General features: G+C 70.8%; 23 protein-coding genes. 17 read left to right on the forward strand and 6 right to left on the reverse strand.

The genetic code is table 11. The features are described from left to right. Positions 1-35: 35 nt before the first annotated feature. Positions 36-392, reverse strand: a complete 357-nt coding sequence (locus tag B4V04_RS03465; protein WP_498229195.1) for a hypothetical protein — start codon at positions 390-392, stop codon at positions 36-38. Positions 393-514: 122 nt separating this feature from the next. Here B4V04_RS03465 and B4V04_RS03470 point away from each other — a divergent pair, with 122 nt between their 5' ends. Further along, the gene (locus B4V04_RS03470) at positions 515-2,215 is read left to right on the forward strand and encodes an acyl-CoA mutase large subunit family protein (protein WP_498229197.1); all 1,701 of its coding nucleotides are present in this window, start codon (positions 515-517) and stop codon (positions 2,213-2,215) included. Between the two features lie 68 nt (positions 2,216-2,283). Here B4V04_RS03470 and B4V04_RS03475 read toward each other — a convergent pair whose 3' ends face one another. Further along, positions 2,284-2,520: a DUF7999 family protein gene (locus B4V04_RS03475; RefSeq protein ID WP_498229199.1), complete on the reverse strand. Its 237-nt coding sequence runs from the start codon at positions 2,518-2,520 to the stop codon at positions 2,284-2,286. Between the two features lie 110 nt (positions 2,521-2,630). On the opposite strand from B4V04_RS03475, the gene B4V04_RS03480 reads away from it, so the two are divergent. From B4V04_RS03480 to B4V04_RS03495, 4 genes are all read left to right on the forward strand, one after another. Further along, positions 2,631-3,395, forward strand: a complete 765-nt coding sequence (locus B4V04_RS03480) for a 4-phosphopantoate--beta-alanine ligase (protein WP_498229201.1) — start codon at positions 2,631-2,633, stop codon at positions 3,393-3,395. 168 nt (positions 3,396-3,563) lie between these two features. Beyond that, on the forward strand, positions 3,564-4,013 hold the full coding sequence (locus B4V04_RS03485; protein WP_498229203.1) for an Lrp/AsnC family transcriptional regulator: 450 nt from the start codon (positions 3,564-3,566) through the stop codon (positions 4,011-4,013). A 67-nt stretch (positions 4,014-4,080) separates the two neighbouring features. Beyond that, a complete protein-coding gene (locus B4V04_RS03490; RefSeq protein ID WP_498229205.1) occupies positions 4,081-5,235 on the forward strand; it encodes a DUF63 family protein in 1,155 nt (384 codons plus the stop codon). Between the two features lie 113 nt (positions 5,236-5,348). Further along, entirely contained in the window at positions 5,349-7,025 is a 1,677-nt protein-coding gene (locus B4V04_RS03495; RefSeq protein WP_498229207.1) for an acyl-CoA mutase large subunit family protein, read from the forward strand. 8 nt (positions 7,026-7,033) lie between these two features. Here B4V04_RS03495 and B4V04_RS03500 read toward each other — a convergent pair whose 3' ends face one another. Continuing rightward, on the reverse strand, positions 7,034-7,342 hold the full coding sequence (locus B4V04_RS03500; protein ID WP_498229209.1) for a YbjQ family protein: 309 nt from the start codon (positions 7,340-7,342) through the stop codon (positions 7,034-7,036). 76 nt (positions 7,343-7,418) lie between these two features. Then, positions 7,419-8,171 (reverse strand): formate/nitrite transporter family protein, encoded by a 753-nt coding sequence (locus tag B4V04_RS03505; protein WP_498229941.1) that lies wholly within the window; start codon positions 8,169-8,171, stop codon positions 7,419-7,421. Positions 8,172-8,460: 289 nt separating this feature from the next. On the opposite strand from B4V04_RS03505, the gene mce reads away from it, so the two are divergent. Continuing rightward, positions 8,461-8,847 (forward strand): methylmalonyl-CoA epimerase, encoded by a 387-nt coding sequence (mce, locus tag B4V04_RS03510; RefSeq protein ID WP_498229211.1) that lies wholly within the window; start codon positions 8,461-8,463, stop codon positions 8,845-8,847. A gap of 36 nt (positions 8,848-8,883) precedes the next feature. Here the strand turns inward: mce and B4V04_RS03515 are convergent, their stop codons facing one another. Continuing rightward, positions 8,884-11,019: a S9 family peptidase gene (locus B4V04_RS03515; protein ID WP_498229213.1), complete on the reverse strand. Its 2,136-nt coding sequence runs from the start codon at positions 11,017-11,019 to the stop codon at positions 8,884-8,886. A gap of 155 nt (positions 11,020-11,174) precedes the next feature. Here B4V04_RS03515 and B4V04_RS03520 point away from each other — a divergent pair, with 155 nt between their 5' ends. The 9 genes from B4V04_RS03520 (at position 11,175) to B4V04_RS03560 (ending at position 18,856) form a co-directional block, all read left to right on the forward strand. Continuing rightward, a complete protein-coding gene (locus B4V04_RS03520; RefSeq protein WP_498229215.1) occupies positions 11,175-11,882 on the forward strand; it encodes a cyclase family protein in 708 nt (235 codons plus the stop codon). 81 nt (positions 11,883-11,963) lie between these two features. Further along, on the forward strand, positions 11,964-12,245 hold the full coding sequence (locus B4V04_RS03525; RefSeq protein ID WP_053771189.1) for a 50S ribosomal protein L44e: 282 nt from the start codon (positions 11,964-11,966) through the stop codon (positions 12,243-12,245). Positions 12,246-12,247: 2 nt separating this feature from the next. Continuing rightward, the gene (locus tag B4V04_RS03530; RefSeq protein WP_267663352.1) at positions 12,248-12,421 is read left to right on the forward strand and encodes a 30S ribosomal protein S27e; all 174 of its coding nucleotides are present in this window, start codon (positions 12,248-12,250) and stop codon (positions 12,419-12,421) included. Between the two features lie 18 nt (positions 12,422-12,439). Then, positions 12,440-13,240 carry a translation initiation factor IF-2 subunit alpha gene (locus tag B4V04_RS03535; protein WP_498229218.1) on the forward strand — a complete coding sequence of 267 codons (801 nt, stop codon included), beginning with the start codon at positions 12,440-12,442 and terminating at the stop codon, positions 13,238-13,240. Positions 13,241-13,268: 28 nt separating this feature from the next. Further along, positions 13,269-13,454: an RNA-protein complex protein Nop10 gene (locus B4V04_RS03540; protein WP_498229219.1), complete on the forward strand. Its 186-nt coding sequence runs from the start codon at positions 13,269-13,271 to the stop codon at positions 13,452-13,454. Positions 13,455-13,541: 87 nt separating this feature from the next. Next, positions 13,542-14,294: a proteasome assembly chaperone family protein gene (locus B4V04_RS03545; protein WP_498229221.1), complete on the forward strand. Its 753-nt coding sequence runs from the start codon at positions 13,542-13,544 to the stop codon at positions 14,292-14,294. An 84-nt stretch (positions 14,295-14,378) separates the two neighbouring features. After that, complete coding sequence (locus B4V04_RS03550; RefSeq protein WP_498229222.1) at positions 14,379-15,545, forward strand: thiolase C-terminal domain-containing protein; 1,167 nt, start codon at positions 14,379-14,381, stop codon at positions 15,543-15,545. After that, the gene (locus B4V04_RS03555) at positions 15,542-15,985 is read left to right on the forward strand and encodes a Zn-ribbon domain-containing OB-fold protein (RefSeq protein ID WP_498229224.1); all 444 of its coding nucleotides are present in this window, start codon (positions 15,542-15,544) and stop codon (positions 15,983-15,985) included. Before B4V04_RS03550 ends, B4V04_RS03555 begins: the two co-directional genes overlap by 4 nt. A gap of 87 nt (positions 15,986-16,072) precedes the next feature. Further along, positions 16,073-18,856, forward strand: a complete 2,784-nt coding sequence (locus B4V04_RS03560) for a sensor histidine kinase (RefSeq protein ID WP_498229226.1) — start codon at positions 16,073-16,075, stop codon at positions 18,854-18,856. Positions 18,857-18,876: 20 nt separating this feature from the next. Here the strand turns inward: B4V04_RS03560 and B4V04_RS03565 are convergent, their stop codons facing one another. Beyond that, complete coding sequence (locus B4V04_RS03565) at positions 18,877-19,647, reverse strand: VOC family protein (RefSeq protein WP_498229228.1); 771 nt, start codon at positions 19,645-19,647, stop codon at positions 18,877-18,879. Positions 19,648-19,875: 228 nt separating this feature from the next. On the opposite strand from B4V04_RS03565, the gene B4V04_RS03570 reads away from it, so the two are divergent. Both B4V04_RS03570 and B4V04_RS03575 read left to right on the forward strand, forming a co-directional pair. Then, the gene (locus B4V04_RS03570; protein WP_498229230.1) at positions 19,876-20,994 is read left to right on the forward strand and encodes a UbiA family prenyltransferase; all 1,119 of its coding nucleotides are present in this window, start codon (positions 19,876-19,878) and stop codon (positions 20,992-20,994) included. 87 nt (positions 20,995-21,081) lie between these two features. Further along, entirely contained in the window at positions 21,082-22,830 is a 1,749-nt protein-coding gene (locus B4V04_RS03575) for a sensor histidine kinase (RefSeq protein WP_498229232.1), read from the forward strand. The last annotated feature ends 61 nt before the right edge of the window (positions 22,831-22,891 follow it).

The following is a 22,891-nucleotide window of genomic DNA, read 5'->3' on the forward strand; positions in this document are numbered from 1 at the left end:
GCCGGACGGCGATCGAACCCACGGCGCGGTCGGGGTCACTCCCCGTCGGCGTTCACGCGACCGATGAACGACCAGTGGGTCTCGTGAGTTCCGTTCGGAAGGGTCTCTTCGGTAACGTGGTAGAGGTACGGCCCGTGCGGACAGTCGTCACAGCCCTCCTGACAGGAGTACTGTTTCACGACTTCGGTGTATCCCTCGTGTTCGGTGACGCGCAGGATGTCCTCGCCGGCCTCCGCGTCGACCGGGAGCTCCGTCTCCTCGTGGTAGTGCAGCAGCTCCTGCGCGTGGACGATCGCCTTGCGGAGCTCCTCCGGCGTGGAGTTTTTCAGCTGCTTGACGAGCTTCGGCGGTAATCCTTCGGGCGGCGTCGGGGACTCCGATGGGTCGGTCATGGGTGGGGATTGACTCCGAGCCCACATAACGGTCGGTGGCGATTCGGCCCGCCGGCGAATCCGGCCGGCCGCGCGGCAAACCATAATGAATATTTATACGAGTTCGGCGGGTAGCGGGCGGCATGTACGACGACGAGGAGCTCTCCGAGATCCGCGAGGCCAAGGAGTCGTGGGAGGCGGAGACGCTGGATCCGGCCCTCGAACGGCACGGCGAGCGGCGCGACCGGTTCGCGACGGTGTCGAACCACGAGGTCGATCGCTTGTATACCCCCGCGGACGTGGCCGACCTGGACTACGCCGAGGACCTCGGGTTCCCCGGCGAGGAGCCGTACACCCGCGGGGTCTACCCGACGATGCACCGCGGCCGGACGTGGACGATGCGGCAGTTCGCGGGGTTCGGCACCGCCGAGGAGACGAACGAGCGGTTCCGCTACCTGATCGACGAGGGCCAGACCGGCCTCTCGACCGCCTTCGACATGCCGTCGCTGATGGGGCTCGACTCCGACGACCCGATGTCGCTCGGCGAGGTCGGCAAGGAGGGCGTCGCCGTCGACACGCTCCGCGACATGGAGGTGCTGTTCGACGGCATCGACGTGAGCGAGGTGTCCACCTCATTCACGATCAACCCGAGCGCACCGGTGATCTACGCGATGTACGTCGCCATCGCGGACCGGCAGGGAGTCCCGCGCGAGGAGCTCCGGGGGACCCTCCAGAACGACATGCTGAAGGAGTTCATCGCGCAGAAGGAGTGGGTGATCCCGCCGGAGCCCTCCCTCGATCTGGTGACGGACACGATCGAGTTCGCCGTCGACGAAACGCCGAAGTTCAAGCCGATCTCGGTGTCGGGCTACCACATCCGCGAGGCGGGCTCGACCGCGGTCCAGGAGCTCGCCTTCACCCTCGCCGACGGGTTCGCGTACGTCGAGGCGTGTCTCGACCGCGGGCTCGACGTCGACGCGTTCGCCCCGCAGCTCTCCTTCTTCTTCAACTCGCACAACTCGATCTTCGAGGAGGTCGCGAAGTTCCGCGCCGCGCGCCGGATCTACGCGCGGGTCATGGACGAGTGGTACGGCGCGGAGGCCGACGCCTCGAAGCAGTTGAAGTTCCACACCCAGACGGCGGGCCAGTCGCTGACGGCCCAACAGCCCCTGAACAACGTCGTCCGCGTCACGCTCCAGGCGCTGGCGGGCGTGCTCGGCGGCACCCAGAGCCTCCACACCAACTCCTTCGACGAGGCGCTGGCGCTCCCCTCCGAGCGGGCCGTGCGGGTCGCGCTCCGCACCCAGCAGATCATCGCGGAGGAGTCGGGGGCGGCCGACATCGTCGACCCCCTGGGCGGCTCCTTCGCGGTGGAGGCGCTCACGGACGAGGTGGAGGCGGAGGCGACCGCGTACGTCGAGGAGATCCGGGAGATGGGCGACGGGTCGGTCCGCGACGGCGTCCTCAGCGGGATCGAGCAGGGGTACTTCCACCGCGAGATCCAGCAGGCGTCCTACGAGTACCAGGAGCGGGTCGACGAGGGCGAGGAGACCGTCGTCGCCGTCAACGCCTACCGGGTGGAGCAGGACACGGAGCCCGACCTGCTCCGCGTCGACGAGACGACCCGGGAGCGCCAGCTCGACCGGCTGGAGTCGGTGAAGGCGGAGCGCGACGACGACGCGGTCGACGCCGCCTTAGACGACCTCCGCGAGGCGATCGACGCCGGCGAGAACGTGATGCCGGCGATCGTCGCGGCGGTGAAGGCGTACGCGACGATGGGCGAGATCATGGCGGTGTTCGAGGCGGAGTACGGGACGTACCGCGAGCGCATCGGGGTGGCCTGAGCGGGGAAAAAGCGGGGACGGCGAAGCGGACTGACCGGCCGGGCGCGGAGTCGGGGCGACCCGCCGGGTTACGCCGGGTCGACCGGGCGTGCGGACTCCGCGCACCACGCGTTGCCCCGGCGTCCCGCGCGCCGGAGGTCGAGCTCGACGACCGTCCCGGCGTCGAGCGACGACAGCTCGGCCTCCACGTCGGGATCGTCGTACTCGACGACGTACAGCGTCCCGTTTCGGGGGTATTCACGGAGCGTGATCGCTCCGTGGTCGTTGCACGGGTCCACGATCGTGTACTTGCCAGTGCGATCCATCCCGTGTCGAGCTACGCAGTGCCCCATGTTAACGTTTGTGCGTGCGGGTGTCGAGGTCACACGTCGGCCGCGAACGCTCCACTTTAATCGACGCGCCGCCTCGCTCGGGTATGACGGAGACGGAGGTCCCGGAGGACCACCCGCGGTACGCCTCGCTCGTGACGCGCCACCGGATCGAGGCGGGCGTCGAGAAGGGGATCACCTCGAAGCAGGGGCTCATCGCACAGGGGCGCGGCGAGGCCTTCGACTACCTCCTCGGCGAGCGGACGCTCCCGAGCGCGGACCGCGCCGCGCGCGCCGCCGCGGCGACCCTGCTGGCGGCCGCCCGCCCGGTGATATCGGTGAACGGCAACGTCGCGGCCCTCGCCCCCGCGGAGACGGTCGAACTCGCCGAGGCGGTCGACGCCGACCTGGAGGTGAACCTCTTCAACCACACGGACGAGCGCGTCCGGCGCATCGCCGACCACCTCCGCGAGCACGGCGCCGACGAGGTGAAGGGGCTGACCGGCGACGGCGAGATACCCGGGCTGTCGCACGCCCGCGGCGTCGTCGACGCCGACGGGATCGGGGCGGCGGACGTCGTCGTCGTCCCGCTGGAGGACGGCGACCGCGCCGCGGCGCTCGACGCGATGGGGAAGACGGAGATCGTGATCGACCTCAACCCCGGGAGCCGATCGCCGCGGACCGCGGACGTCCCGATCATCGACAACCTGATCCGCGCCGTGCCGAACGTCACGGCCCACGCCCGCGACCTCGCGGACGCCTCTCCGGCCGAGCTCCGGGAGATCGCTGACGCGTTCGACGCCGACGAGGCGCTCGCGGCGGCGGAGGCCGCGATCCGAGAGGGGTCGTTCGAGACGCCGAACGAGGGATAAGCGGACGAGTCGCCGCTGCGCGCGGCGGAAGCGGACGAGTCGCCGTCGGACGAGTCGTCTCGGCGGGACTACGTCCGAACGGTCAACCGCGAGAAGCATTAGAATTACAACGGGTAGCGGCGCCGAACCGCCGGAACTGCAAAGTCCGCTCCCGACGTACCCTCCCCCATGGAACTCGACGAGACGGACCGAGCCATCCTCAGGATCCTCCAGGAGGACGCCCGGACGCCGTTCTCGGAGGTCGCGCGGCAGATCGACATGTCGAGCGCGACCGTCCACGATCGGGTGGGGCGGATGGAGGAGGCCGGCGTTATCGAGGGGTATCACGCGGAGGTCGACCCCAAGGCGGTCGGCTACGGCGTCAGCGCGTTCGTCGGACTCCGCGTCGAGCAGGGGCGCGAGGAGGACGCGCTCGACCGGCTCCACGACATCGACGGCGTCAGCGAGATCCACCTGACGACCGGCGAGTGGGACGTGATACTGCGCGTCGTCGCCGCGGACACCGACAGCCTCCGCGAGCTGATGTTCGAGGAGATCGCGGAGATGGACGGCTTCTCGCGCTCGCAGACGATGATAATCCTCGGCACCGACTTCGAGTCCGCCGGGCCGCCGATCTGAACGGGGCTCCGCGACGGGGCGAGCCGGGACCGGAACGCTCAACTCGGGAACACCCCGAACGGGAGGCATGAGCACACCGGTCGCCGGACGGATCGAGGGATCGCCGGAGCGAGCGTGGGCGGCGGTCGTCGGCGGGGTCGCGCTCCTGCTCGCGATCGGGTCGGTCGTCTTCCCGCGGGCCGTGTACGACCGATTCGTCTGGCAGTACTTCTGGGGGCCGGTCGTCGCCGACGGACAGGGCGCGCAGTGCGCCGTCCGGGACGCCGGCGGCACGGAGCTGCTCGGGAGCTCGTCGGCGTGTCAGGCCGCCGTCGGCGCGGGCGAGGTCGTCGCGTTCCCGGGGTACACCACCGTCTCGACCGTGAGCTACGTCGTCGTCCTGCTGGGGATGCTGATCGGCGTCGTCTTCCTGCTCCGCCGGCTGGAGATCGGCGACGAGCTGCGGTTCTTCTACGCGCTGTTCCCGTTCATGCTGCTCGGCGGCGCGCTCCGCACCGTCGAGGACTCGGGCGTCGCCGCCGTCCGCGCCGGCACGGAGCCGCTGATCCCCTTCCCGGCGAGCGCGCTGCTCATCAGCCCGTTCATCTACTTCACCGCGTTCGGCGTCACCCTCGCCTGCGTGATCGCGGCGTACTCGCTGGCGGACCGCGGGGTCGCGGACGACTACGCCCGGCCGCTGTTCGCGATGGGGACGCTCGCGCTCGCGGCCTCGCTCGCGTACCTCTCCTACCTCGCCGCCGCGACCGACTACGTCGAGTTCTACCCGCAGGTGCTCGCGCTCACGCTGGTCATCGCGACCGTCGCGACCGCGGTCACCTGGAAGCTCGCGACCGCGTACGAGCCGACGATCCGACAGGGGACGGGGGTCGCGGGGATCCTCATCATCTGGGGCCACGCGATCGACGGCGTCGCCAACGTGATCGGACTCAACTGGATGCCGGCGCTGACGGGGACGGCGAACCTCGTGCCCAAGCACGTCGTCAACGCGCTGATCGTCGACTGGACCGCGCGGCTCCTCCCCGACTCGATCCTCGCCGTCACCGGCGACGCGTGGCCGTTCCTCCTCGTCAAGCTCGCGGCCGCGACGTTCGTCGTCTGGGTGTTCAACGGCGAGATGTTCGAGGAGTCGCCGCGGTACACGCTGATGCTGCTCATCACCGTGCTGGCCGTCGGGCTCGGACCCGGGACGCGGGACATGCTGCGCGCGACCTTCGGTATTTAACTGGCGGCGGCGGACCCGCCGGGTCCATCCGATCCCGCGTCGCCGACGCCGACCTGTCGGAGGTACGCCACTCCCGAAAAGGGTTAAGTCGCGTTCGGACGACGGGATCAGTAATGTACGATCCCGAGGAACTGGCCGAGATCAGGGAGGCCAAGGAGTCGTGGGAGGAGGGGACTTACGGCGAGACGGTCGACCGGTTCGGCGAGCGCAAGGAGACGTTCACCACGGACACGGGCGGCCAAGAGGTCGATCCGCTGTACACTCCCGCCGACGTTCCGGACCACGACTACCGCGAGGACGTCGGGAACCCGGGCGAGGAGCCGTACACGCGCGGCGTCTACTCGACGATGCACCGCGGGCGCCTCTGGACGATGCGCCAGTACGCGGGGATGGGCACGGCGGCCGAGACGAACGAGCGGTTCAACTACCTCATCGACGAGGGCTCCTCCGGGCTCTCGATGGCGTTCGACCTCCCGACGCAGATGGGGTACGACTCCGACGCCGCGATGGCCGAGGGCGAGGTGGGGCGCTCGGGCGTCGCCATCGACACCCTCGACGACTTCGAGACCGTCTTCGACGGGATCCCCTTAGACGAGGTGTCGACGTCGATGACGATCAACGCCCCCGCGGCCGTCCTCCTCGCGATGTACGTCGCGATGGGCGACGAGCAGGGCGTCCCGCGCGAGGAGCTCCGCGGCACGATCCAGAACGACATCATGAAGGAGTACATCGCGCGGAACCTCTACATCTACCCGCCGAAGCAGTCGATGCGGCTGATCACGGACGTCTTCGAGTTCTGCGCCGCCGAGGTCCCCAGCTTCAACACGATCTCCATCTCGGGATACCACATCCGGGAAGCGGGCTCGACCGCGGCCCAGGAGGTCGCGTTCACCCTCGGCGACGGGATCGAGTACGTGCAGGCCGCGATCGACGCCGGCCTCGACGTCGACGAGTTCGCCCCGCAGCTCTCCTTCTTCTTCAACGCCCACAACAACGTCTTCGAGGAGGCCGCGAAGTTCCGCGCCGCCCGGCGGATGTGGGCGCAGATCATGGAGGAGCGGTTCGGCGCCGAGAACCCCAAGTCGAAACAGCTCAAGTTCCACACCCAGACCGGCGGCTCCACGCTCACCGCCCAGCAGATCGAGAACAACGTCGTCCGCGTCGCGTACCAGGCGCTCGCGGCCGTCTTGGGGGGGACTCAGAGCCTCCACACCAACGGGAAAGACGAGGCGCTCGCGCTCCCCACCGAGAAGTCGGTCCGGACCGCGCTTCGAACCCAGCAGATCCTCGCGCACGAGTCGGGCGCGGCCGACACGATCGACCCGCTCGCCGGGTCGTACTACGTGGAGAACCTCACCGACGGGATCGAGGAGGAGGCGTTCGAGATACTGGAGGAGGTCGACCGCCGCGGCGGCATGTTGGAGGCGGTCGAGAGCCAGTGGGTCCAGCGGCAGATCCAGGACGTCGCCTTCGAGCGCCAGCGGGAGGTCGAGGAGGGCGAGCGGATCATCGTCGGCGTCAACGAGTTCGAGGTCGACGAGGAGCCGGAGATGGACCTCGAAGAGGTCGACCCCGAGCAGGAGCAGAACCAGCGCGAGCGCCTGCAGGCGGTGAAGGCCGACCGCGACGGGGACGCGGTCGAGGACGCGCTCGCGTCGCTTCGCGAGGCCGCCCGGGGGAGCGAGAACGTGATGCCGCACGTCGTCGACGCCGTGAAGGCGTACGCGACGGTCCAGGAGGTCTCGGACGTGTTCCGCGACGAGTTCGGGGAGTACAAGCCGGGGCGGTAGGGCGCGACCTATCGCAGCCGCAGCGCGGTCCCGTACGCGAGGATCTCCGCGCCGCTGTCGGCGATCGAGGAGGTCGTGAACCGGACGTTGATCACGCCGTCGGCGCCGAGCGCCTCCGCCTCCTCGATCATGCGCTCTTGCGCCTGGTCTCGGACGTCGGTCATCAGCTCGGTGTACCCCTTCAGCTCGCCGCCCGCGAGGTTGCGGAGGCCCTGCGTGATGTCGCGGCCGACGTTGCGGGCGCGGACCGTGTTCCCGCGGACGAGCGTCTCGACCACTTCCCCGCCGGCGACCGACTCGGTGTTGGAGAGCTCCATGCCGGGCCGGTTCGTCGACAATCGACATAATATCGACGCCGGTCGCGGCGGTCGCGCTTTCGACCTCGCCGCCGCCTCAGTCCGCCCCGCGGACGACGTGCTCGTACTTCAGCGCCGCGACGAAGATCGCGCCGCCGACGGCGTTGCCGACGGTCGCGAGCGCGAGGAAGGAGAGGTAGTCGGTGATCGAGATCGCGGGCGAGACGAACAGCCCGAACAGGACCTCGACGTTGCCCGCGATCGAGTGCGGCAGGTGGAGCATCCCGATGGTCCCGGTCACGATCAGCACCATGAGCAGGCGCCCGGTCGTCTCCTGGGCCGCCGTGATGAGCCACGCCAACAGCCCCATCAGCCACCCGGCGAACACCCCGCCGACGAACAGCCACTGGAGGTCGTGGTTGACGAGCTTGAGCGCGATGGCCTCGAACGCGGCCTCCTCGACGACGCCGAGTCCGGGGGTCAAGAGGACGGCGAGCAAGGTGAAACACAGCCCGCCGAGGAGGTTCCCGACGTACACCAGCCCCCAGAGGCGGCCCAGCTGGCCGAGCGAGGCCTGTCGGTCCAGCACGGGGATCACGGCGAGCATCGTGTGCTCGGTGAACAGCTCCGAGCGGCCGAGGATGACGAAGATGAAGCCGACCGAGTAGACGCTCGCGAGCAGCAGCTCGGTCCGGAAGTCCCCGTAGCCGCCCGGCGAGAGCGTCAACACCACGGCCATCAGCAAGGGGCCGAAGCCGATGTCGAGCCCCGCGGAGAGCCCGGAGAGGAACAGTCCGGACCGCTCGCGGTTCATCTCGTGGAGCGCGCTGTCGAGGATGGAGTCGAGGATCGACCGCGACGTCTTCTGATCCTGCGGCGACTCCGTCTCCTGTGCCGAGTCGGCGTCCAGGCGCTGCGCCGTCGCCGCGTCGTTCTGATCGCTCACGGGAGTTCTTGGCCCCGTCTTGTGGCTCGGGGTACCCAACCTTTTCTATCGGCGAACACGGCCCCGGTCCGACGCGTCGAACTCGCGACGGTGGTGCCTTCCCGCGCCGCCATGCCTCTCTGCACCGCCGCTCCTCTCCGCACCTCCGCGGCGTGCGGATCGGTTTATAATCCCCGCGCCGCGACACTCCCGCATGCGTTTCGACCACGTCGGCGTCGCCGCCCGCGACGCCGCCGACCTCGCCGACCTGTTCGACGGCCTCCTCGACGCGCCGATCGCGCACGAGGAGACGTTCGACGGCATGCGCGTCGTCTTCCTCGCGCTCGACGACGGCGGCTACTTCGAGCTGTTAGAGCCCGCCGACGGCGGCGCGATCGCCGACTACCTCGACCGGGAGGGACCGGGGATCCACCACGTCGCGCTCGCGACCGACGACGCCGAGGAAGCGCTCGGTCGCGCCCGCGAGCTCGGCGTCGACCTCGTCGACGAGGAGCCGCGCCCCGGCGCGTGGGGGCACGAGGTCGCGTTCCTCCACCCGCGGTCGACGGGCGGGGTGCTCGTGGAGTTCGTCGAGCACTGAGCCCGAAGGGCCCGCGGGGGCGAAATCGGTCCCGATTCAGTCGCCGTCCTCGACCGCCGGGTCGTGCGTCTCGTACCAGTCGAGGACCTTCTCCAGCCGGTGGATCGCCCGGTCCGGGTCGCCGATATTGTGGTGCTCGTCCGGGTAGACGACGAGCTCCGCGTCGATCCCCTGCTTCCGGGCCGCGACGTACAGCTGCTCGGACTGGGAGGGCGGACACCGCCAGTCCTCGCCCCCGGCCATCACGAGCAGGGGCGTCTCGATGTTCCCGGCGTCGAGGATCGCGGTCGCCGCGTCATACGCCTCCGGGTCCTCCCACGGGAGGCCGTACTCCGCCTCGAACCACGTGTGCGTGTCGTCGGTGCCGAACGCCGACCGGAGGTCGTAGATTCCGTGTTCCGGCGCCGCCGCCGCGAACAGCTCCGGCTTCCGCGTGACGAGGAACCCCTGCGCGATCCCCCCGTACGAGAAGCCGTGGCCGAACACGCGGTCGGGGTCGACCCAGCCGCGCTCGGCGAGCGACGCGACGCCCGCCGCGATGTCGTCGACCTCGGCGGTCCCCCACGCACCCGTCAGTTCGGCGGTGAACGCCCGGCCGCGGGAGGTGCCGCCGCGGTAGTTCGGCCGGAAAACGAGGTATCCTCGACTCGTCAGCGCGGCGTGCGCGAAGCTGAACACGGGCTCGTCGTACGACATCGGTCCGCCGTGGATCGCGACCACGAGCGGGTGGTCGCCGTCGGTCGGGTCCACCGCCGGATCGTGGTAGACGACGCCGTCGAGCGTCCAGCCGTCGGACTCCCACTCGACGCGCGTCGCCTCGGGCATCGCGAATTCGTCGATGAGGGAGTCGTTGACCGCGGTGAGCCGTCGGAACGAGCCCGGTTCCGTCTCCGAATCGAGGTCGTCGACGTCGACCGCGTAGAGGTCGATCCCCGCGGTCGGCTCCGAGAGGACCGCCACCGCCGTCGACCCGTCGGCCGAGACGTCGAAGCCGGCCAGCGCGCGGTCGCGGCCCTGCGCCGCGAAGACCCGCTCGACGGAGCCGTCGGTCTCCACGCGGGCCAGCCGCGTGTGGCTCTCGTCGGCGATCGGGACGTAGATCGCACCGTCGACCCAGTGCGGCTCGCCGCCGCGCGCGACCGTCCGGTCGAGGTCGGCGGTGAGCGAGGTGACGGTCTCAGACTCTCCCTCGCCGTCGACGAGATACATCTCGGCCGGCGCGGGCGGGTCGTCCGGGTCGCCCGCGACGGTCGCCAGTTCGTCGCTTTCCGGGCGCCACGTCGGGGTCCCGTGGCTCAGGTCGCCGCCGGTGAGCCGCTCGGCGTCGCCGCCCTCGGGCGACACCGCGTACGCGTCGCGGACGGTTGTGTCGTCCGGGCGATCCAGCCGACAGGAGGTGAACGCGATCCGACCCGCCTCGCCCCAGTGCGGGTCCATCCCCGTCACGTCCTGGAACGCGCCTCCGCCGTACGCGTCGTCGAGGCGGCGGGGATCGCTCTCGGAGTCGTCGAGGTCGACGACGAACAGGTGCGGCGTCACGTCGTCGGTCCAGCCGACGCCGTTCACCTTGTGCTGGAGCCGCGTCGTCTCGATCGGCCCGCCCTCCTCGCGCACCTGATCGAGGTAGTCGGCCTCCTCGTCGGTCGGGTCGCGCGACTCGATCACCAGCCGGTCTCCCGCGGGCGACCAGTCGAAGTCGGCGACGCCCTCGTCGCGCTCGGTGACCTGTCGGGCGTCGCCGCCGAGCGCGAGGTCGAACAGCCACACCTGCGGCTCGGGCTCGTCGTTGCCGGCGGGCGCGCCCGCGTCCTCGCCGTCCCCGTCGGCTTCGTCGGTCTCGTCGTCTTCTTTTCCGTCCGCCTCATCATCGCCGGCTTCTTCCGCCCGGTCCCGCCACCCGACCCGCCGCTCGGCGTCGCGCTCGCGAGCGGCCACGAAGGCGAGGCGGTCGCCGTCGGGCCCCCACGCCGGCGCGGAGGCACCGGACGCGCTCGTCAGGCGGTGCGGCTCGCGGGAGCCGTCGGTCGGGACGACGAACAGCGAGGCGACCGCCTCGTCCTCGCGCTGGTCGTACTCGGTGGCGGTGAAGGCGACGCGGTCGCCGGAGGGGGAGACGGCGACCTGGCCGATCTGCGTCAGGTCGTAGTAGGCGTCGAGCGGGAGTGCCGACATGCACGCACGGAGCGGCGGCCGGAGCAAATACGTTCGGGCCGCGGAAGTCGGCCGCCAGCGGTGGGGGCCGTCCCCGTCGCGGTCGGGGAACGGCGCCGGCGGCCGACCGCCGCCTCGCCCGGACTTTTAAACGTCGCCGTGTCCCATCCCGGTCCGTGTTCCGCGACCTCTCCCGCCCCATCGAGACGGGGATGCCGGTCTACCCAGGCGACCTCGCGGTGACGCTCGCGCCCGACGCGACCCACGAGGCCGACGGCTACGCGACGAGCGAGCTCCGGACCGGCACCCACGCCGGGACGCACGTCGACGCGCCGCGCCACACGCTCTCCGAGGGGGCGACGGTCGACGAGGTCGATCCGAGCCGGTTCGCGTTCGACGCCCGCCTCGTCGATCTCCGGCCGCTGGAGCCGCGGGAGGCGATCACGGCGGCGGCGCTGTCGGAGGCGCTCGGAGGCGAAACCGACGCGGTCGGAGAGGGGACGGACGCGGCCGACGCCGAGGTCGACCTCCTCGTCTGCCGCACCGGCTGGGCCGCGCACTGGGGGACCGAACGGTACCGCGACCACCCCTACCTGACCGAGGCGGCCGCGGCGCGGTGCCGCGACCGGGGCGTCGGCGTCGGACTCGACGCGTTCGGGCCGGACCCGACGCCGTCCGCGGCGGGGACCGACGTCGCGGCCGCGAGCGACGAACCCGACGGCACCCCCGCCCACGACGCTCTCCTGACCGGCGACCTCTCGATCGTCGAGAACCTGTGCGGGCTCGACGGGGTGCCGGCGCGGTTCCGGCTGTACGCGTTTCCGCTCCGCCTGCGGGACGGAGACGGATCGCCGGTTCGGGCCGTCGCGGAGTGGGAGGCGTGAGGGACCGGCGATCGCCTGCCGGGGGACAGACCAAACCCGTTTTAAGCGTCGGCGACGAACCGCGACTCAAGGTCGATATCCATGGAGATGCCACGTCGTTTCAACACGTACTGTCCGCACTGTGACTCCCACCAGGAGCACGAGGTGGAGAAGGTTCGATCGGGTCGGGCGACCGGAATGAAGCGGGACGCGCGCCAGCGACGCCGCGCGCTCGCGACGATCGGCAACGCCGGCGGGTACTCGAAGGTGCCCGGTGGCGACAAGCCGACCAAGAAGACCCACCTGAAGTACCGCTGCGGCGACTGCGGCAAGGCCCACATGCGCGAGGGATGGCGCGCCGGCCGGCTCACGTTCCAGGAGTAAGCATGGCGGGAGACTTCCACCGCGTCGCCTGCGGCGACTGCGAGAACGAACAGGTCGTCTTCGGCAAGGCCTCCTCCGTGGTGTCGTGCGCGGTCTGTGGCACGACGCTCGCGACCCCGACCGGCGGGGAGGCCGAGCTCCACGGCGAGATCGTCGAAACCGTTGAGGCGCGGTAACCGCCTCGCTACCCCCGTATGAAGTACAGCGGCTGGCCCGAACCCGGCGAGTTGGTTGTCGGCGACGTCGACGAGATCGCCGATTTCGGCGTGTTCGTCGACCTCGACGAGTACGAGGAGAAGCGCGGCCTCTGTCACATCAGCGAGGTCGCCTCCGGCTGGATCAAGAACGTCCGCGACCACGTCCGCGAGGGACAGACGGTCGTCGCGAAGGTGCTGGAGGTCGACGAATCCGCGAACCAGATCGACCTGTCGATCAAAGACGTCAACGAGCACCAGCGGAAGGACAAGATACAGGCCTGGAAGAACGCCCAGAAGGCCGACAACTGGATGCTCATCGCGCTGGGCGAGGACGTCGACGACGACCGCTACACCGAGGTCGCCAACGCGCTGCTCGCAGAGTACGACTCGCTGTACGACGCCTTCGAGGCGGCGGCGATAAGCGGGGACGAGGCCCTCGACGACGTCGACGTCGACGACGACGCCCGCGAGTCGATCGTCGAGGCCGCCCGCGACAACGTCTCGGTGCCGTACGTCGACGTGACCGGCTACGTCGACCTCGAGTCCGCGGCCCCCGACGGCGTCGACGACGTGAAGGCGGCGCTCGAAGCGGCCGAGGGCGACGGCGAGGTCCCGGACGGCGTCGACCTGGAGGTCGGCTACGTCGGCTCGCCCGAGTACCGGATCAAGGTCCGCGCGCCCGACTACAAGACGGCCGAGGACCAGCTGGAGGCGGCCGCGGCCCGCGCCCGCGAGGCGATCGAGGGGCGCGGCGGCGCCGGCGACTTCCACCGCGAGCGCCGCGAGGACGACGAGTAACCCGTTCGGCCGCTTTCCTTTTCCACCCGTGAAATCCGACATCCGCGTCTGCGCGAACTGGGAGACGACCCACGACCGCCCGGTGTACACGCTCGGCGACCGCTGCCCCGAGTGCGACGGCCCCGCCGCGAACAGCGCGCCCGCGCCGTTCAGCCCCGAGGACCCGTACGGCGAGTACCGGCGGCGGGCGCGGCGAGACCGCGACTCCGAGTAGGGTCCGCCTCCGACGCCGACTCCGCTCCTCTCGCCCGCGACGCCGGAATAGCCACCCTCTTGTGACCGCCGCCCGGACGGATCCGACATGGACGACATCGAGATCGACGAGGTCGCGACGCCGGAGCTCGACGACCCGGTGCTCATCGAGGGACTGCCGGGCGTCGGCCACGTGGGGAAGCTGGCGGCGGAGCACCTGTTAGAGGAGTTCGACGGCGAGCTGGTCCGCCGGGTGTACACCACGGAGTTCCCGCCGCAGGTGAACGTCGACGGCGACGGCGTCGCGGAGCTGACCTGCGCCGAGTTCCACGCCGTCGAGACCGACGGCGCCGACCTGCTCGTGTTGACCGGGGACCACCAGGCCGGCTCGAACAAGGGCCACTACACGCTCACGACGACGTTCCTCGACGTCGCCGAGGAGTTCGGTGCGACGCGGGCGTACGCGCTCGGCGGCGTCCCGACCGGCGAGCTCGTCGAGGAGTACACCGTGCTCGGCGCGGTCTCCGACGCGAACCTCGTCGATGGGCTGGAGGACGCCGGCGTCGAGTTCCGTCCCGACGAGCCGGCCGGCGGGATCGTCGGCGTCTCCGGCCTGGTGCTCGGGCTCGGCGGCCGCCGCGGCTTCGACGCCGCCTGCCTGATGGGCGAGACGAGCGGCTACCTCGTCGACCCCAAGAGCGCCCGGGCGGTGCTGGAGGTGCTGGAGGACGTGCTCGACTTCGCCGTCGACTACGAGAGCCTGGAGGACCGCGCCGAGGAGATGGAGGAGGTCGTCGGCAAGATCCGCGAGATGCAGGACGGTCCGGCGGTGCCGGACGACGACCTGCGGTACATCGGCTGACGCCCCGGGAAACGCTCCCGACGGTCCCCCGCGAGCGCCACCCCTTCCGGCAACGATAAACCGACCCCCGATTATCGTTCGTGTATGACCGACGCACGCGTCGCCGGAGTCGGGCTCACGCGCTTCGGGAGCCACGCGGACCGCGCGGGACGCGACCTCTTCGCGACGGCCGCGGAGCGCGCGTTCGCGGACGCCGGCGTCCCCCGAGAGGACGTCGAGGAACTGAACTACGGGAACTTCATGGGCGCGCTCGCCGAGCACCAGGGCCACCAGGCGCCGCTGATGGCCGAGGCCGCGGGCGTGCGCTGCCCCGCGACCCGCTACGAGTCGGCGTGCGCCTCCGCGGGCGTCGCGGTCCGCGAGGCCGTCCGGACCGTCGCCGCGGGCGACGCCGACGTCATCCTCGCCGGCGGGATGGAGCGCATGACGAACCTGCCGACCGCCGAGGTGACGGAGGGGCTCGCGATGGCCGCCGACGACCTGTTCGAGGTGCGGTCGGGCGTCACCTTCCCCGGCGCCTACGCCCTGATGGCGACCGCCTACTTCGAGGCGTACGGCGGTGAACGGCGCGACCTGGCCCACGTCGCCTCGAAGAACCACGCGAACGCTGTCCCGAACGAGTACGCCCAGTACCGCCGGGAGGTGTCCGTCGACGACGCGATGGACGCCCCGCCGGTCGCCGAGCCACTCCACCTCTACGACGCCTGCCCGATCACCGACGGTGCGAGCGCGCTGGTGATCGTCTCCGCCGAGTACGCCGCCGAGCACGACGTGGACGCTCCGGTCACGGTGACGGGGACCGGGCAGGGGACCGACCGGATGGCGCTCGGCGACCGCGAGCACCTCGCGCGCACCCCGGCCGCCGACGACGCCGCCGAGGCGGCGTACGCGGCCGCCGGCGTGGAGGCCGCCGACGTCGACGTCGCGGAGGTCCACGACTGCTTCACCATCGCCGAGGTGCTCGCCACGGAGTCGCTCGGCCTCTTCGAGGTCGGCGAGGGGATCGCCGCCGCCCGCGAGGGGGTCACGACCGCCGACGGCGACCTCCCGGTGAACCTCTCGGGCGGCCTGAAGGCGAAGGGGCACCCGGTCGGCGCGACCGGCGGCTCGCAGATCGCCGAGCTGACGCGGCTGCTCCGGGGCGACCACCCGAACAGCGAGCACGTCCCCGACGCCGAGGTCGGCGTCGCGCACAACGCGGGAGGCACCGTCGCCAGCGCGGTCGTCCACGTGCTGGAGGTGGCGGAATGAGCGACGACGGCGAGAAGGGCCCGAACGCCGACGGGGGGACGCCGACGCCGGTCACCGACGCCGACTACGAGGAGTGGCTCGACGCGCTCGCGGCGGGCGAGGGGTACGCGCTCGTCTGTCCCGACGGCCACGGGTCGCTCCCGCCGCGGCGGCGCTGCCCGGAGTGCGGGTCGAGCCCGCTCTCGCGGGAGCCGCTCGACGGGACGGGGCGGGTCGAGACGTTCAGCGTCGTCCACGTCCCCTCGCCCCGGTTCGCCGACGACGCCCCGTACGTCACCGCGATCGTCGACCTCGGGCCGGTCCGAGCGACGGGTGTCCTGCGCGGCGTCGACCCCGAGGGCGACGCGGTCGAGGTCGGGCTGTCGGTCGACGTCGGCGTCGAGGAGCGGGCGACGGACGGGGAGCCGCTGGTCGTCTTCCGCCCGACCGACGACGCGTGAGGGGCGCGTAACCGCCGACCGGGAGGCGGCCGACGTTTCCGCTGCTCGACCAAATGGTTATACGATGGTCACCTGTAGTCGTGTCCAATGACCGACCGGATCCGCGTCCTCCACGTCGACGACGACGCCGACCTCGCCGAGGTGACGGGGTCGTTCCTCGAACGCGAGGACGAGCGGATCGCGGTCGAGGCCGCCCCGAACGCGACGGTCGGGCTGGAGCGGCTCGACGAGGGCGGGATCGACTGTATCGTCTCCGACCACGACATGCCCGGACCGAACGGGATCGAGTTCTTGGAGCGGGTCCGGGAGCGCGACCCCCACCTCCCCTTCATCCTGTACACCGGGAAGGGGTCGGAGACGGTCGCCAGCGAGGCGATCTCCGCCGGAGTGACGGACTACCTCCAGAAGGGCGGCGGCACCGAGCAGTACGAGATCCTCGCGAACCGGATCGCCGACGCCGTGATGAAGCGCCGGGCCGAGCGCGACGCCGAACGGACCCGGACGCACCTCCGCGCGATCACCGACAACTCGATGGACGCGATCGTCACCATCGACGCCGACAGCAGGATTCGGTTCGCGAACCCCGCCGTCGAACGGCTGTTCGGCTACGCGCCGAGCGAGCTGGAGGGAGAACCGCTGTCGACGCTGATGCCGGAGCGAGAGGTCGATCGGCACCACGAAGCGGTCGACCGGTATCTCTCGGGCGGTGACCCGACGATGGACTGGTCCGCCGTCGAGTTCCCGGGTCAGCACCGAGACGGCCGCGAGGTGCCGCTGTCGATCTCCTTCGGCGAGTTCGAGGAGGACGGCGAGCGCCGGTTCGTGGGGATCATCCGGGACGTGACGGAGCGCGAGCGACACCGCGCGTTCGTCGAGCGCTCCAGCGACATCGTCTCGGCGCTCGACGCGGACGGGACGTTCCAGTACGTGAGCCCGTCGGTCGAGTCGCTGCTCGGCTTCGAGCCCGCGGACCTCCTGGGCGAGGACGCGTTCGAACACGTGCACCCGGACGACCGCGACCGAGTCGTCGAGGTGTTCCGGGAGTCGATCGCCGGCGAGACGACGAACCCGACCGTCGAGTACCGGCTGGAGCGAGCGGACGGCGACTACCTGTGGGTGGAGTCGGTCGGCAGCAACCGGCTCGACGACAGCGGGGTCGGCGGGTACGTGGTCAACACGCGCGACGTCTCCGACCGGAAGCGGCGCGAGGAGAAGCTGTCGCGCCTCCGCGAGTGGACGCGGGACCTCAACTACACCCGGACCGTCGAGGAGACGACGGGGCTGGCGGTCGACGCCGTCGACGCCATCGTCGGCGCCGAGCTGAGCGGGATACACCTGCTGAACGACGCGGGGGACGCGCTCGAACCGGTCGCGCTCGCCGAGTCCGTCCCGATGTTCTTCGAGGAGCAGCCGTCGTACGACCGGGACGCGCCGCCGAAGTCGCGGTCGGCGCTCGTTTGGGAGGCGTACCGCGGCGACGAGCCGATCGCGATCGACGAGCTCTCGGCCTCGGACCGGCTCGACGAGGAGACGCCGGCGGAGAGCCTGGTGCTCCACCCGATCGGCGACCGCGGGCTGTTCGTCATCTCCGCGTCGACGGCGAACGCGTTCACCGAGACCGACGTCCTCATCGCCGAGATACTGGCGAATCACCTGGAGGCCGCCCTCGACCGCGTCGACCGCGAGACGCGCCTGGAGCGGCTTCACGACGCCACGCGGAGCCTGATCCAGGCGGGCTCCCGAGAGGAGATCGCGGAGCGCGTCGTCGAGGCCGCGGAGGACGTGCTCGGGTTCTCCGTGACGACCGTCCGGCTCTACGACGAGGACGCGGGCGGGCTGGTCCCGGTCGCCGTCTCCGACATCGCGGGCGACCTCCTCCCGCCTCGGGGCGTGTTCACGCCCGACGACGGCAGCCTCAACTGGGCGGCGTTCGAGGCGGGGGAGCCGCGGCTGTACGACGACATCGAGACCGTCGACGCCGTCGACAACGGGACGGGACTCAGGAGCCTGATGCTCCTCCCGGTCGGCGAGTACGGGACGATAGCCATCGGCGAGGACGAGCCGGGCGTGTTCGACGGCACCGACGAGTTCCTCGCGAAGATACTCGCGACCGCGGCGGAGACGGCGTTCCAGTCGGAGGCCCGGACCGAGCGGCTCCACCGGCGGAGCGCCGAGCTGGAGCGCCAGAACGACCGGCTCGCGGAGTTCGCCAGCGTCGTCTCCCACGACCTCCGCAACCCGCTCAACGTGGCGCAGGGCCGAGTGGAGCTGGCCCAAGACGACTGCGACTCGCCGCACCTCGACGCCGCTGTCGGCGCCCACGAGCGGATGGACGGCCTGATCAGCGACCTGCTCACGCTCGCTCGCGAGGGCGAGCGCGTGAGCGACACGGAGCAGGTGGACCTCGCCGCGGTCGTCGAGTCCTGCTGGCTGAACGTCGACACCGGGGAGGCGACGCTCGCGGTCGAGACCGACCTGACGCTGTACGCCGACGAGAGCCGCCTGCAACAGCTACTGGAGAACCTGATGCGCAACAGCGTGGAACACAGTTCCACGGGCAGCCGGGCGGAGCCCGGCGACGCCGTCGAGCACGGCGGCGACCGCGTCGTCGTCGCGGTCGGCGCCCTGACCGACGGCGACGGGTTCTTCGTCGCCGACAACGGGCCCGGAATCCCGCCCGACGAGCGGTCCGACGTGTTCGACGTCGGCTACTCGACCTCGCGGGAGGGGACGGGGTTCGGCCTCCGGATCGTCGAACAGGTGGCGACCGCGCACGGCTGGGACGTGCGGATCACGGACGACCCAGACCTCGGCGGCGCCCGGTTCGAGGTGAGCGGCGTCGACGTCGCGGAGCGAGCGGTCGAAGAGTAGACGTCGCGGCGCGGGGCGGCCTACTCCCGGACGAGCAGTTCGATCTCGTGGCCGTCCTGGTCCTTCGTGAACGCGTAGTTGTGGTCGCAAGAGGCGGGGTCGCGGTAGTCCGGCGCCTCGCGGGTCATCAGCGTCTCCCACGCCTCGTCGAGGTCGTCGACGCGGACGCAGAGGTGGCCCCAGCCGTCCCCCATCGTGTACTCGCGGCCGTCGTAGTTGTAGGTGAGCTCCAGCTTCATCGCCTCCTTCGGGGCGTCCTCGGGGGCCATGAAGTAGTTCGAGAAGCTGTCGGCCTCCCAGCGGCCACTCGGCTGCTCCGTGTACTCGAACTTGCGGGTCCAGTAGCCGAGCGCCTCGTCGGCGTCCTCGACGCGGATCATCGTGTGGTCGATGCTCCACTTCTCGCCGTAGTCGCGCTTGACGATCTCGATCTCGTGGCCGTCCGGGTCCTTCACGAACGCGTAGCGGTCGCCGCAGGACTCGGGGTCGCGGTAGTCTTCGACGCCCTCGTCCATCAGCTGGTCGTACGACTCCTGGAGCGCGTCCTCGGGCACTCGCACGGCGATGTGGCCCCACGCGTCGCCGATCTCGTACGCGTGGTCGCCGTGGTTGTAGGTGAGCTCCAGCAGCGCGCCGTCCTCGTGGACGTCCTCGGGACCGAGGTAGACGTTGGTGAACGTGTCGGCCTCCCAGCGGCCCTTCTCCTCGTAGTTCAGGTGCGTCTGGTACCAGTCGAGGCTCTCCTCTAAGTCCTCGACGCGGATCATCGTGTGGTCGAAGGTTCCGTCCATACGCCACGGATCGGCCGCTCGCCTCAAAAGCGTACTGAAGGGGTCGCGGTCGACTCGGACCACCGCCGAACCGCCGACGGTCGACTCACCCGGATCGAACTGGCTCGGTCGGGAATAAAACGGCCTTTATTATCAATTTATTTATTCATTTTACTATGTATAAATAGGTTCGGTGGTTCGAGTATAGGTGGCGGGTGCCACCGACAGTCGGGGTGCCGGCCGCGAACAATGTCAAACAAGACAGATCCGCCGTCGGAGTTCATCGACGGCACCGACTCGCCGAATCGCACCGAACCGTTCTCGTCCGAGACGCCGTCGCGCACCTTGACGGCGTCTACGCCACCGCGTCGAGAGTCCGCGGCGCCGAAGGGCCCGTCTCCGGCCGCGGTCGGGACGACCACCGACCCCATGCGCCTCCTCGGCGCGTTCGCGTCGGGGGCCCCGTTCATCGCGCTCGTCGCGGCCGTCGAGACGCTCATCGCGACCGTCCTGCTGGGCGTTCAGCTGACGGCCGCCCCGGTGGTCGTCGCACTGGTTACCTTCGCGGTGTACACCGTCGACCACGTCGCCGACGCTGACGCGGACGCCGCCTCGACCCCGAACCGGGCGCTGCTCGCCCGGCGCTACGGGGACCAGCTGATGGTCGCCGCCACGCTCGCGTACGGCACCGCGATCGCGATCGCGATCACCGGGGGACCGCTCGCGCTCGGGGTCACGCTGCTTCCGGGTGCGTTCTGGGTCGCGTACGCCTCCGACTGGCTGCCCGACCTCGGCCAAGCCGTGAGCGCCGCCCTCTCAGCCGTCGTTCCACGCGGTCGGCTCAGCCCCGGGGCGGCCGCGGGAGCGACCGACGGCGGGCGCCGCTACGTCCCGCGCCTGAAGGACGTGCTCGTCGTCAACTCCGTCGTCGTCGCCGCGGGGTGGGCGACCGCCCTCACGTTCCTTCCCGTCGCGTTCACCGGAGCGGCGGTCGGACCGGCCGTCCCCGTCGTCTTCGCGTACTTCTTCCTGCGGTCGTTCGTCGACGCCGAGCTCCCGAACGTCCGGGACGTCGCCGCCGACGCGGCGGTCGGCGTCGAGACGCTCCCCGTCGCGGTCGGCGTCGTCCGAACCCGGCGGCTGCTGTACGGCGTCGACCTCCTCGCGGCGGGCGCCGTGACGGCCGCGGGCGTCGCGGGCCTGCTCGCGTGGCCGCTCGTCGGGGCGCTCGGCGTCGGCGTCGCTGCGTCGGTTTGCGTCACCGCGCTCGCCGGCCGGATCGACGACGCGTCGGTCCTCGGCGTCGCGCCGGACTGCACCTACCTCCTCGTCGGCGTCGCGATCGCGGGGGTGACCCTGGTCGGTTGATCCGCGTCCGACTTCGATCAGCGGCCGATCGGGGATGCCAAATCGACAGAGCAAAATGATTTATATCTCCTTCTTCTGCAATAAACAGTGATCGGGCTGAGTCCGCTCTCCGTCGCGCTGCTCGCCGCGGTCGTGACCGGCACGTCGGCGGCGATCCTCGCGTGGCGGGAGCGGCCGGAGGCGGGCGCGACGTGGCTCGCGCTGCTGCTCGTCGGGCAGGTGTGGTGGACGACGTTCCTCGTCTTCGAGCTGGAGGCGTCGACGCTCGCCGCGAAGGCGCTGTGGTACGACGTGCAGTGGCTCGGCGTGGTGGTGGTCCCGGTGGGGTGGCTGCTGTTCGCGCTCGAGTACACGGGCCGCGACCGGTACGTGCGGCCAAGCGTCGCGGCGGCGGCCTGCGTCGCGCCGGCGATAACCGTCCTCGTGGTCGCGACGGGCGACCCGGCCGGACTCGTCGTCGCCGACCGCGAGGTCGCCGACACCGCCGTCGGCTCGTTCCTCCGCGTCGACCCCGGACCGTGGTACTACGTCATCGCCGGCTACACCTACCTGCTCGGGCTGATCGGGTCGGTCCCCATCCTCCAGCTCGTCCGCGACGACGCCCGCTCGTTCCGCGGACAGAGCGCGGCGCTGCTCGTCGGGACGGCCGCGCCGTGGATCAGCAGCCTCCTCCACATCACCGGAGCGATCCCGGTGCCCGGGCTCGACCCGACGCCGCTCGCGTTCGCCGTCTCCGGGGTCGCGTACCTCCTCGCGCTCTCGCGGTTCCGGCTGCTCACGCTCACGCCCGCGCCGCGCCGCCGGGCGCGCCAGCTCGTCTTCGAGCAGCTCCACGACCCCGTGTTCGTCGTCGGCACCGAGGGCCACGTGCTCGACCTGAACCGCAGCGCCGCCGACGTGTTCGAGGTCGACCGACGGACGGCGGTCGGCGAGGCGGCGGGCGCGGTCGTGCCCCGCTACGACGCGCTCGCGGGCGAGCGGGGCGACGTCGGGCCGCTCTCGATAGTGGGGCGAAACGGCCGCAGACCGTACGAAGTCACGGTGCGACGCGTGACCGACGACCACGGCCGGGCGGTCGGCCGCCTCGTCGTCTTCCACGACGTGGGCGAGTACCTCGGGCAGCAACAGCGGCTGAACGTGCTCAACAGAGTGTTCCGCCACGACGTCCGGACCGAGACGAACCTGATCCACGGCTACGCCGACAGGCTGACGGAGGACCCGAGCGACGAGCGGGCGCTGTCGGTCGTCAAGGAGAGCGCCTCGCGGATCCTCGGTCTCAGCGAACGGACCCGGACCGCGAGCGAGCTGTTCGACCCGGTCTCGGAGCCGGAGTCGCCGATACCGCTGTCCGAGGTCGTCGACGAGGCGGTCGCCGACCTCCGCGCGGAGTTCCCCGACGTTCGGGTGTCGATCGACGGCGACGTGCCGGACGTGCGCGTGCCGGCGACCCTCCGCGTCGTCGCGGCGAACCTCTGTTCGAACGCGGTCGAGCACAACGACGCGGACGCGCCGTCCGTGTGGATCGAGGCGACCGTCTCGAACGGCTGGGTCGAGCTCTCCGTCGCCGACGACGGCCCGGGGATCGACCCGGCGGAGTACCGGGTCCTGGCGCACGGCGCGGAGACGCCGCTGGAACACGGCAGCGGGATCGGCCTGTGGATCGTGAAGTGGGGGATCGACCAGGTCGGCGGGAGCGTCTCCTTCGCGGAGCGGGAGCCGCGCGGGACGGTCGTCACGGTCTCCGTCCCCGTCGGCGAGTCGGCTCCGGCCGACGGGAGAGAGACGGAGCGCGGCGAGACGCTCGCGTCCGCGGACTCCGCGGGTGCGGGCCGATAGACGAGGCCGGCAGTCGCGGGTCGGTAGACGAGGGCGACAGCCGCGGGCCGAGAGGCGCGAG

This window comes from Halorubrum sp. B52, from assembly GCF_059752555.1.

Bases quoted from the DNA above. Each gene is read 5' to 3' on its own strand.
- B4V04_RS03500 (WP_498229209.1), bottom strand. From the start codon at position 7,342: ATGGAGCTCTCCAACACCGAGTCGGTCGCCGGCGGGGAAGTGGTCGAG.
- B4V04_RS03565 (WP_498229228.1), bottom strand. From the start codon at position 19,647: ATGGACGGAACCTTCGACCACACGATGATCCGCGTCGAGGACTTAGAG.
- B4V04_RS03480 (WP_498229201.1), top strand. From the start codon at position 2,631: ATGACGGAGACGGAGGTCCCGGAGGACCACCCGCGGTACGCCTCGCTC.
- B4V04_RS03465 (WP_498229195.1), bottom strand. From the start codon at position 392: ATGACCGACCCATCGGAGTCCCCGACGCCGCCCGAAGGATTACCGCCG.
- B4V04_RS03490 (WP_498229205.1), top strand. From the start codon at position 4,081: ATGAGCACACCGGTCGCCGGACGGATCGAGGGATCGCCGGAGCGAGCG.
- B4V04_RS03550 (WP_498229222.1), top strand. From the start codon at position 14,379: ATGACCGACGCACGCGTCGCCGGAGTCGGGCTCACGCGCTTCGGGAGC.
- B4V04_RS03560 (WP_498229226.1), top strand. From the start codon at position 16,073: ATGACCGACCGGATCCGCGTCCTCCACGTCGACGACGACGCCGACCTC.
- mce (WP_498229211.1), top strand. From the start codon at position 8,461: ATGCGTTTCGACCACGTCGGCGTCGCCGCCCGCGACGCCGCCGACCTC.
- B4V04_RS03545 (WP_498229221.1), top strand. From the start codon at position 13,542: ATGGACGACATCGAGATCGACGAGGTCGCGACGCCGGAGCTCGACGAC.
- B4V04_RS03530 (WP_267663352.1), top strand. From the start codon at position 12,248: ATGGCGGGAGACTTCCACCGCGTCGCCTGCGGCGACTGCGAGAACGAA.
- B4V04_RS03485 (WP_498229203.1), top strand. From the start codon at position 3,564: ATGGAACTCGACGAGACGGACCGAGCCATCCTCAGGATCCTCCAGGAG.
- B4V04_RS03555 (WP_498229224.1), top strand. From the start codon at position 15,542: ATGAGCGACGACGGCGAGAAGGGCCCGAACGCCGACGGGGGGACGCCG.
- B4V04_RS03475 (WP_498229199.1), bottom strand. From the start codon at position 2,520: ATGGATCGCACTGGCAAGTACACGATCGTGGACCCGTGCAACGACCAC.
- B4V04_RS03495 (WP_498229207.1), top strand. From the start codon at position 5,349: ATGTACGATCCCGAGGAACTGGCCGAGATCAGGGAGGCCAAGGAGTCG.
- B4V04_RS03515 (WP_498229213.1), bottom strand. From the start codon at position 11,019: ATGTCGGCACTCCCGCTCGACGCCTACTACGACCTGACGCAGATCGGC.
- B4V04_RS03470 (WP_498229197.1), top strand. From the start codon at position 515: ATGTACGACGACGAGGAGCTCTCCGAGATCCGCGAGGCCAAGGAGTCG.
- B4V04_RS03535 (WP_498229218.1), top strand. From the start codon at position 12,440: ATGAAGTACAGCGGCTGGCCCGAACCCGGCGAGTTGGTTGTCGGCGAC.
- B4V04_RS03525 (WP_053771189.1), top strand. From the start codon at position 11,964: ATGGAGATGCCACGTCGTTTCAACACGTACTGTCCGCACTGTGACTCC.
- B4V04_RS03570 (WP_498229230.1), top strand. From the start codon at position 19,876: ATGTCAAACAAGACAGATCCGCCGTCGGAGTTCATCGACGGCACCGAC.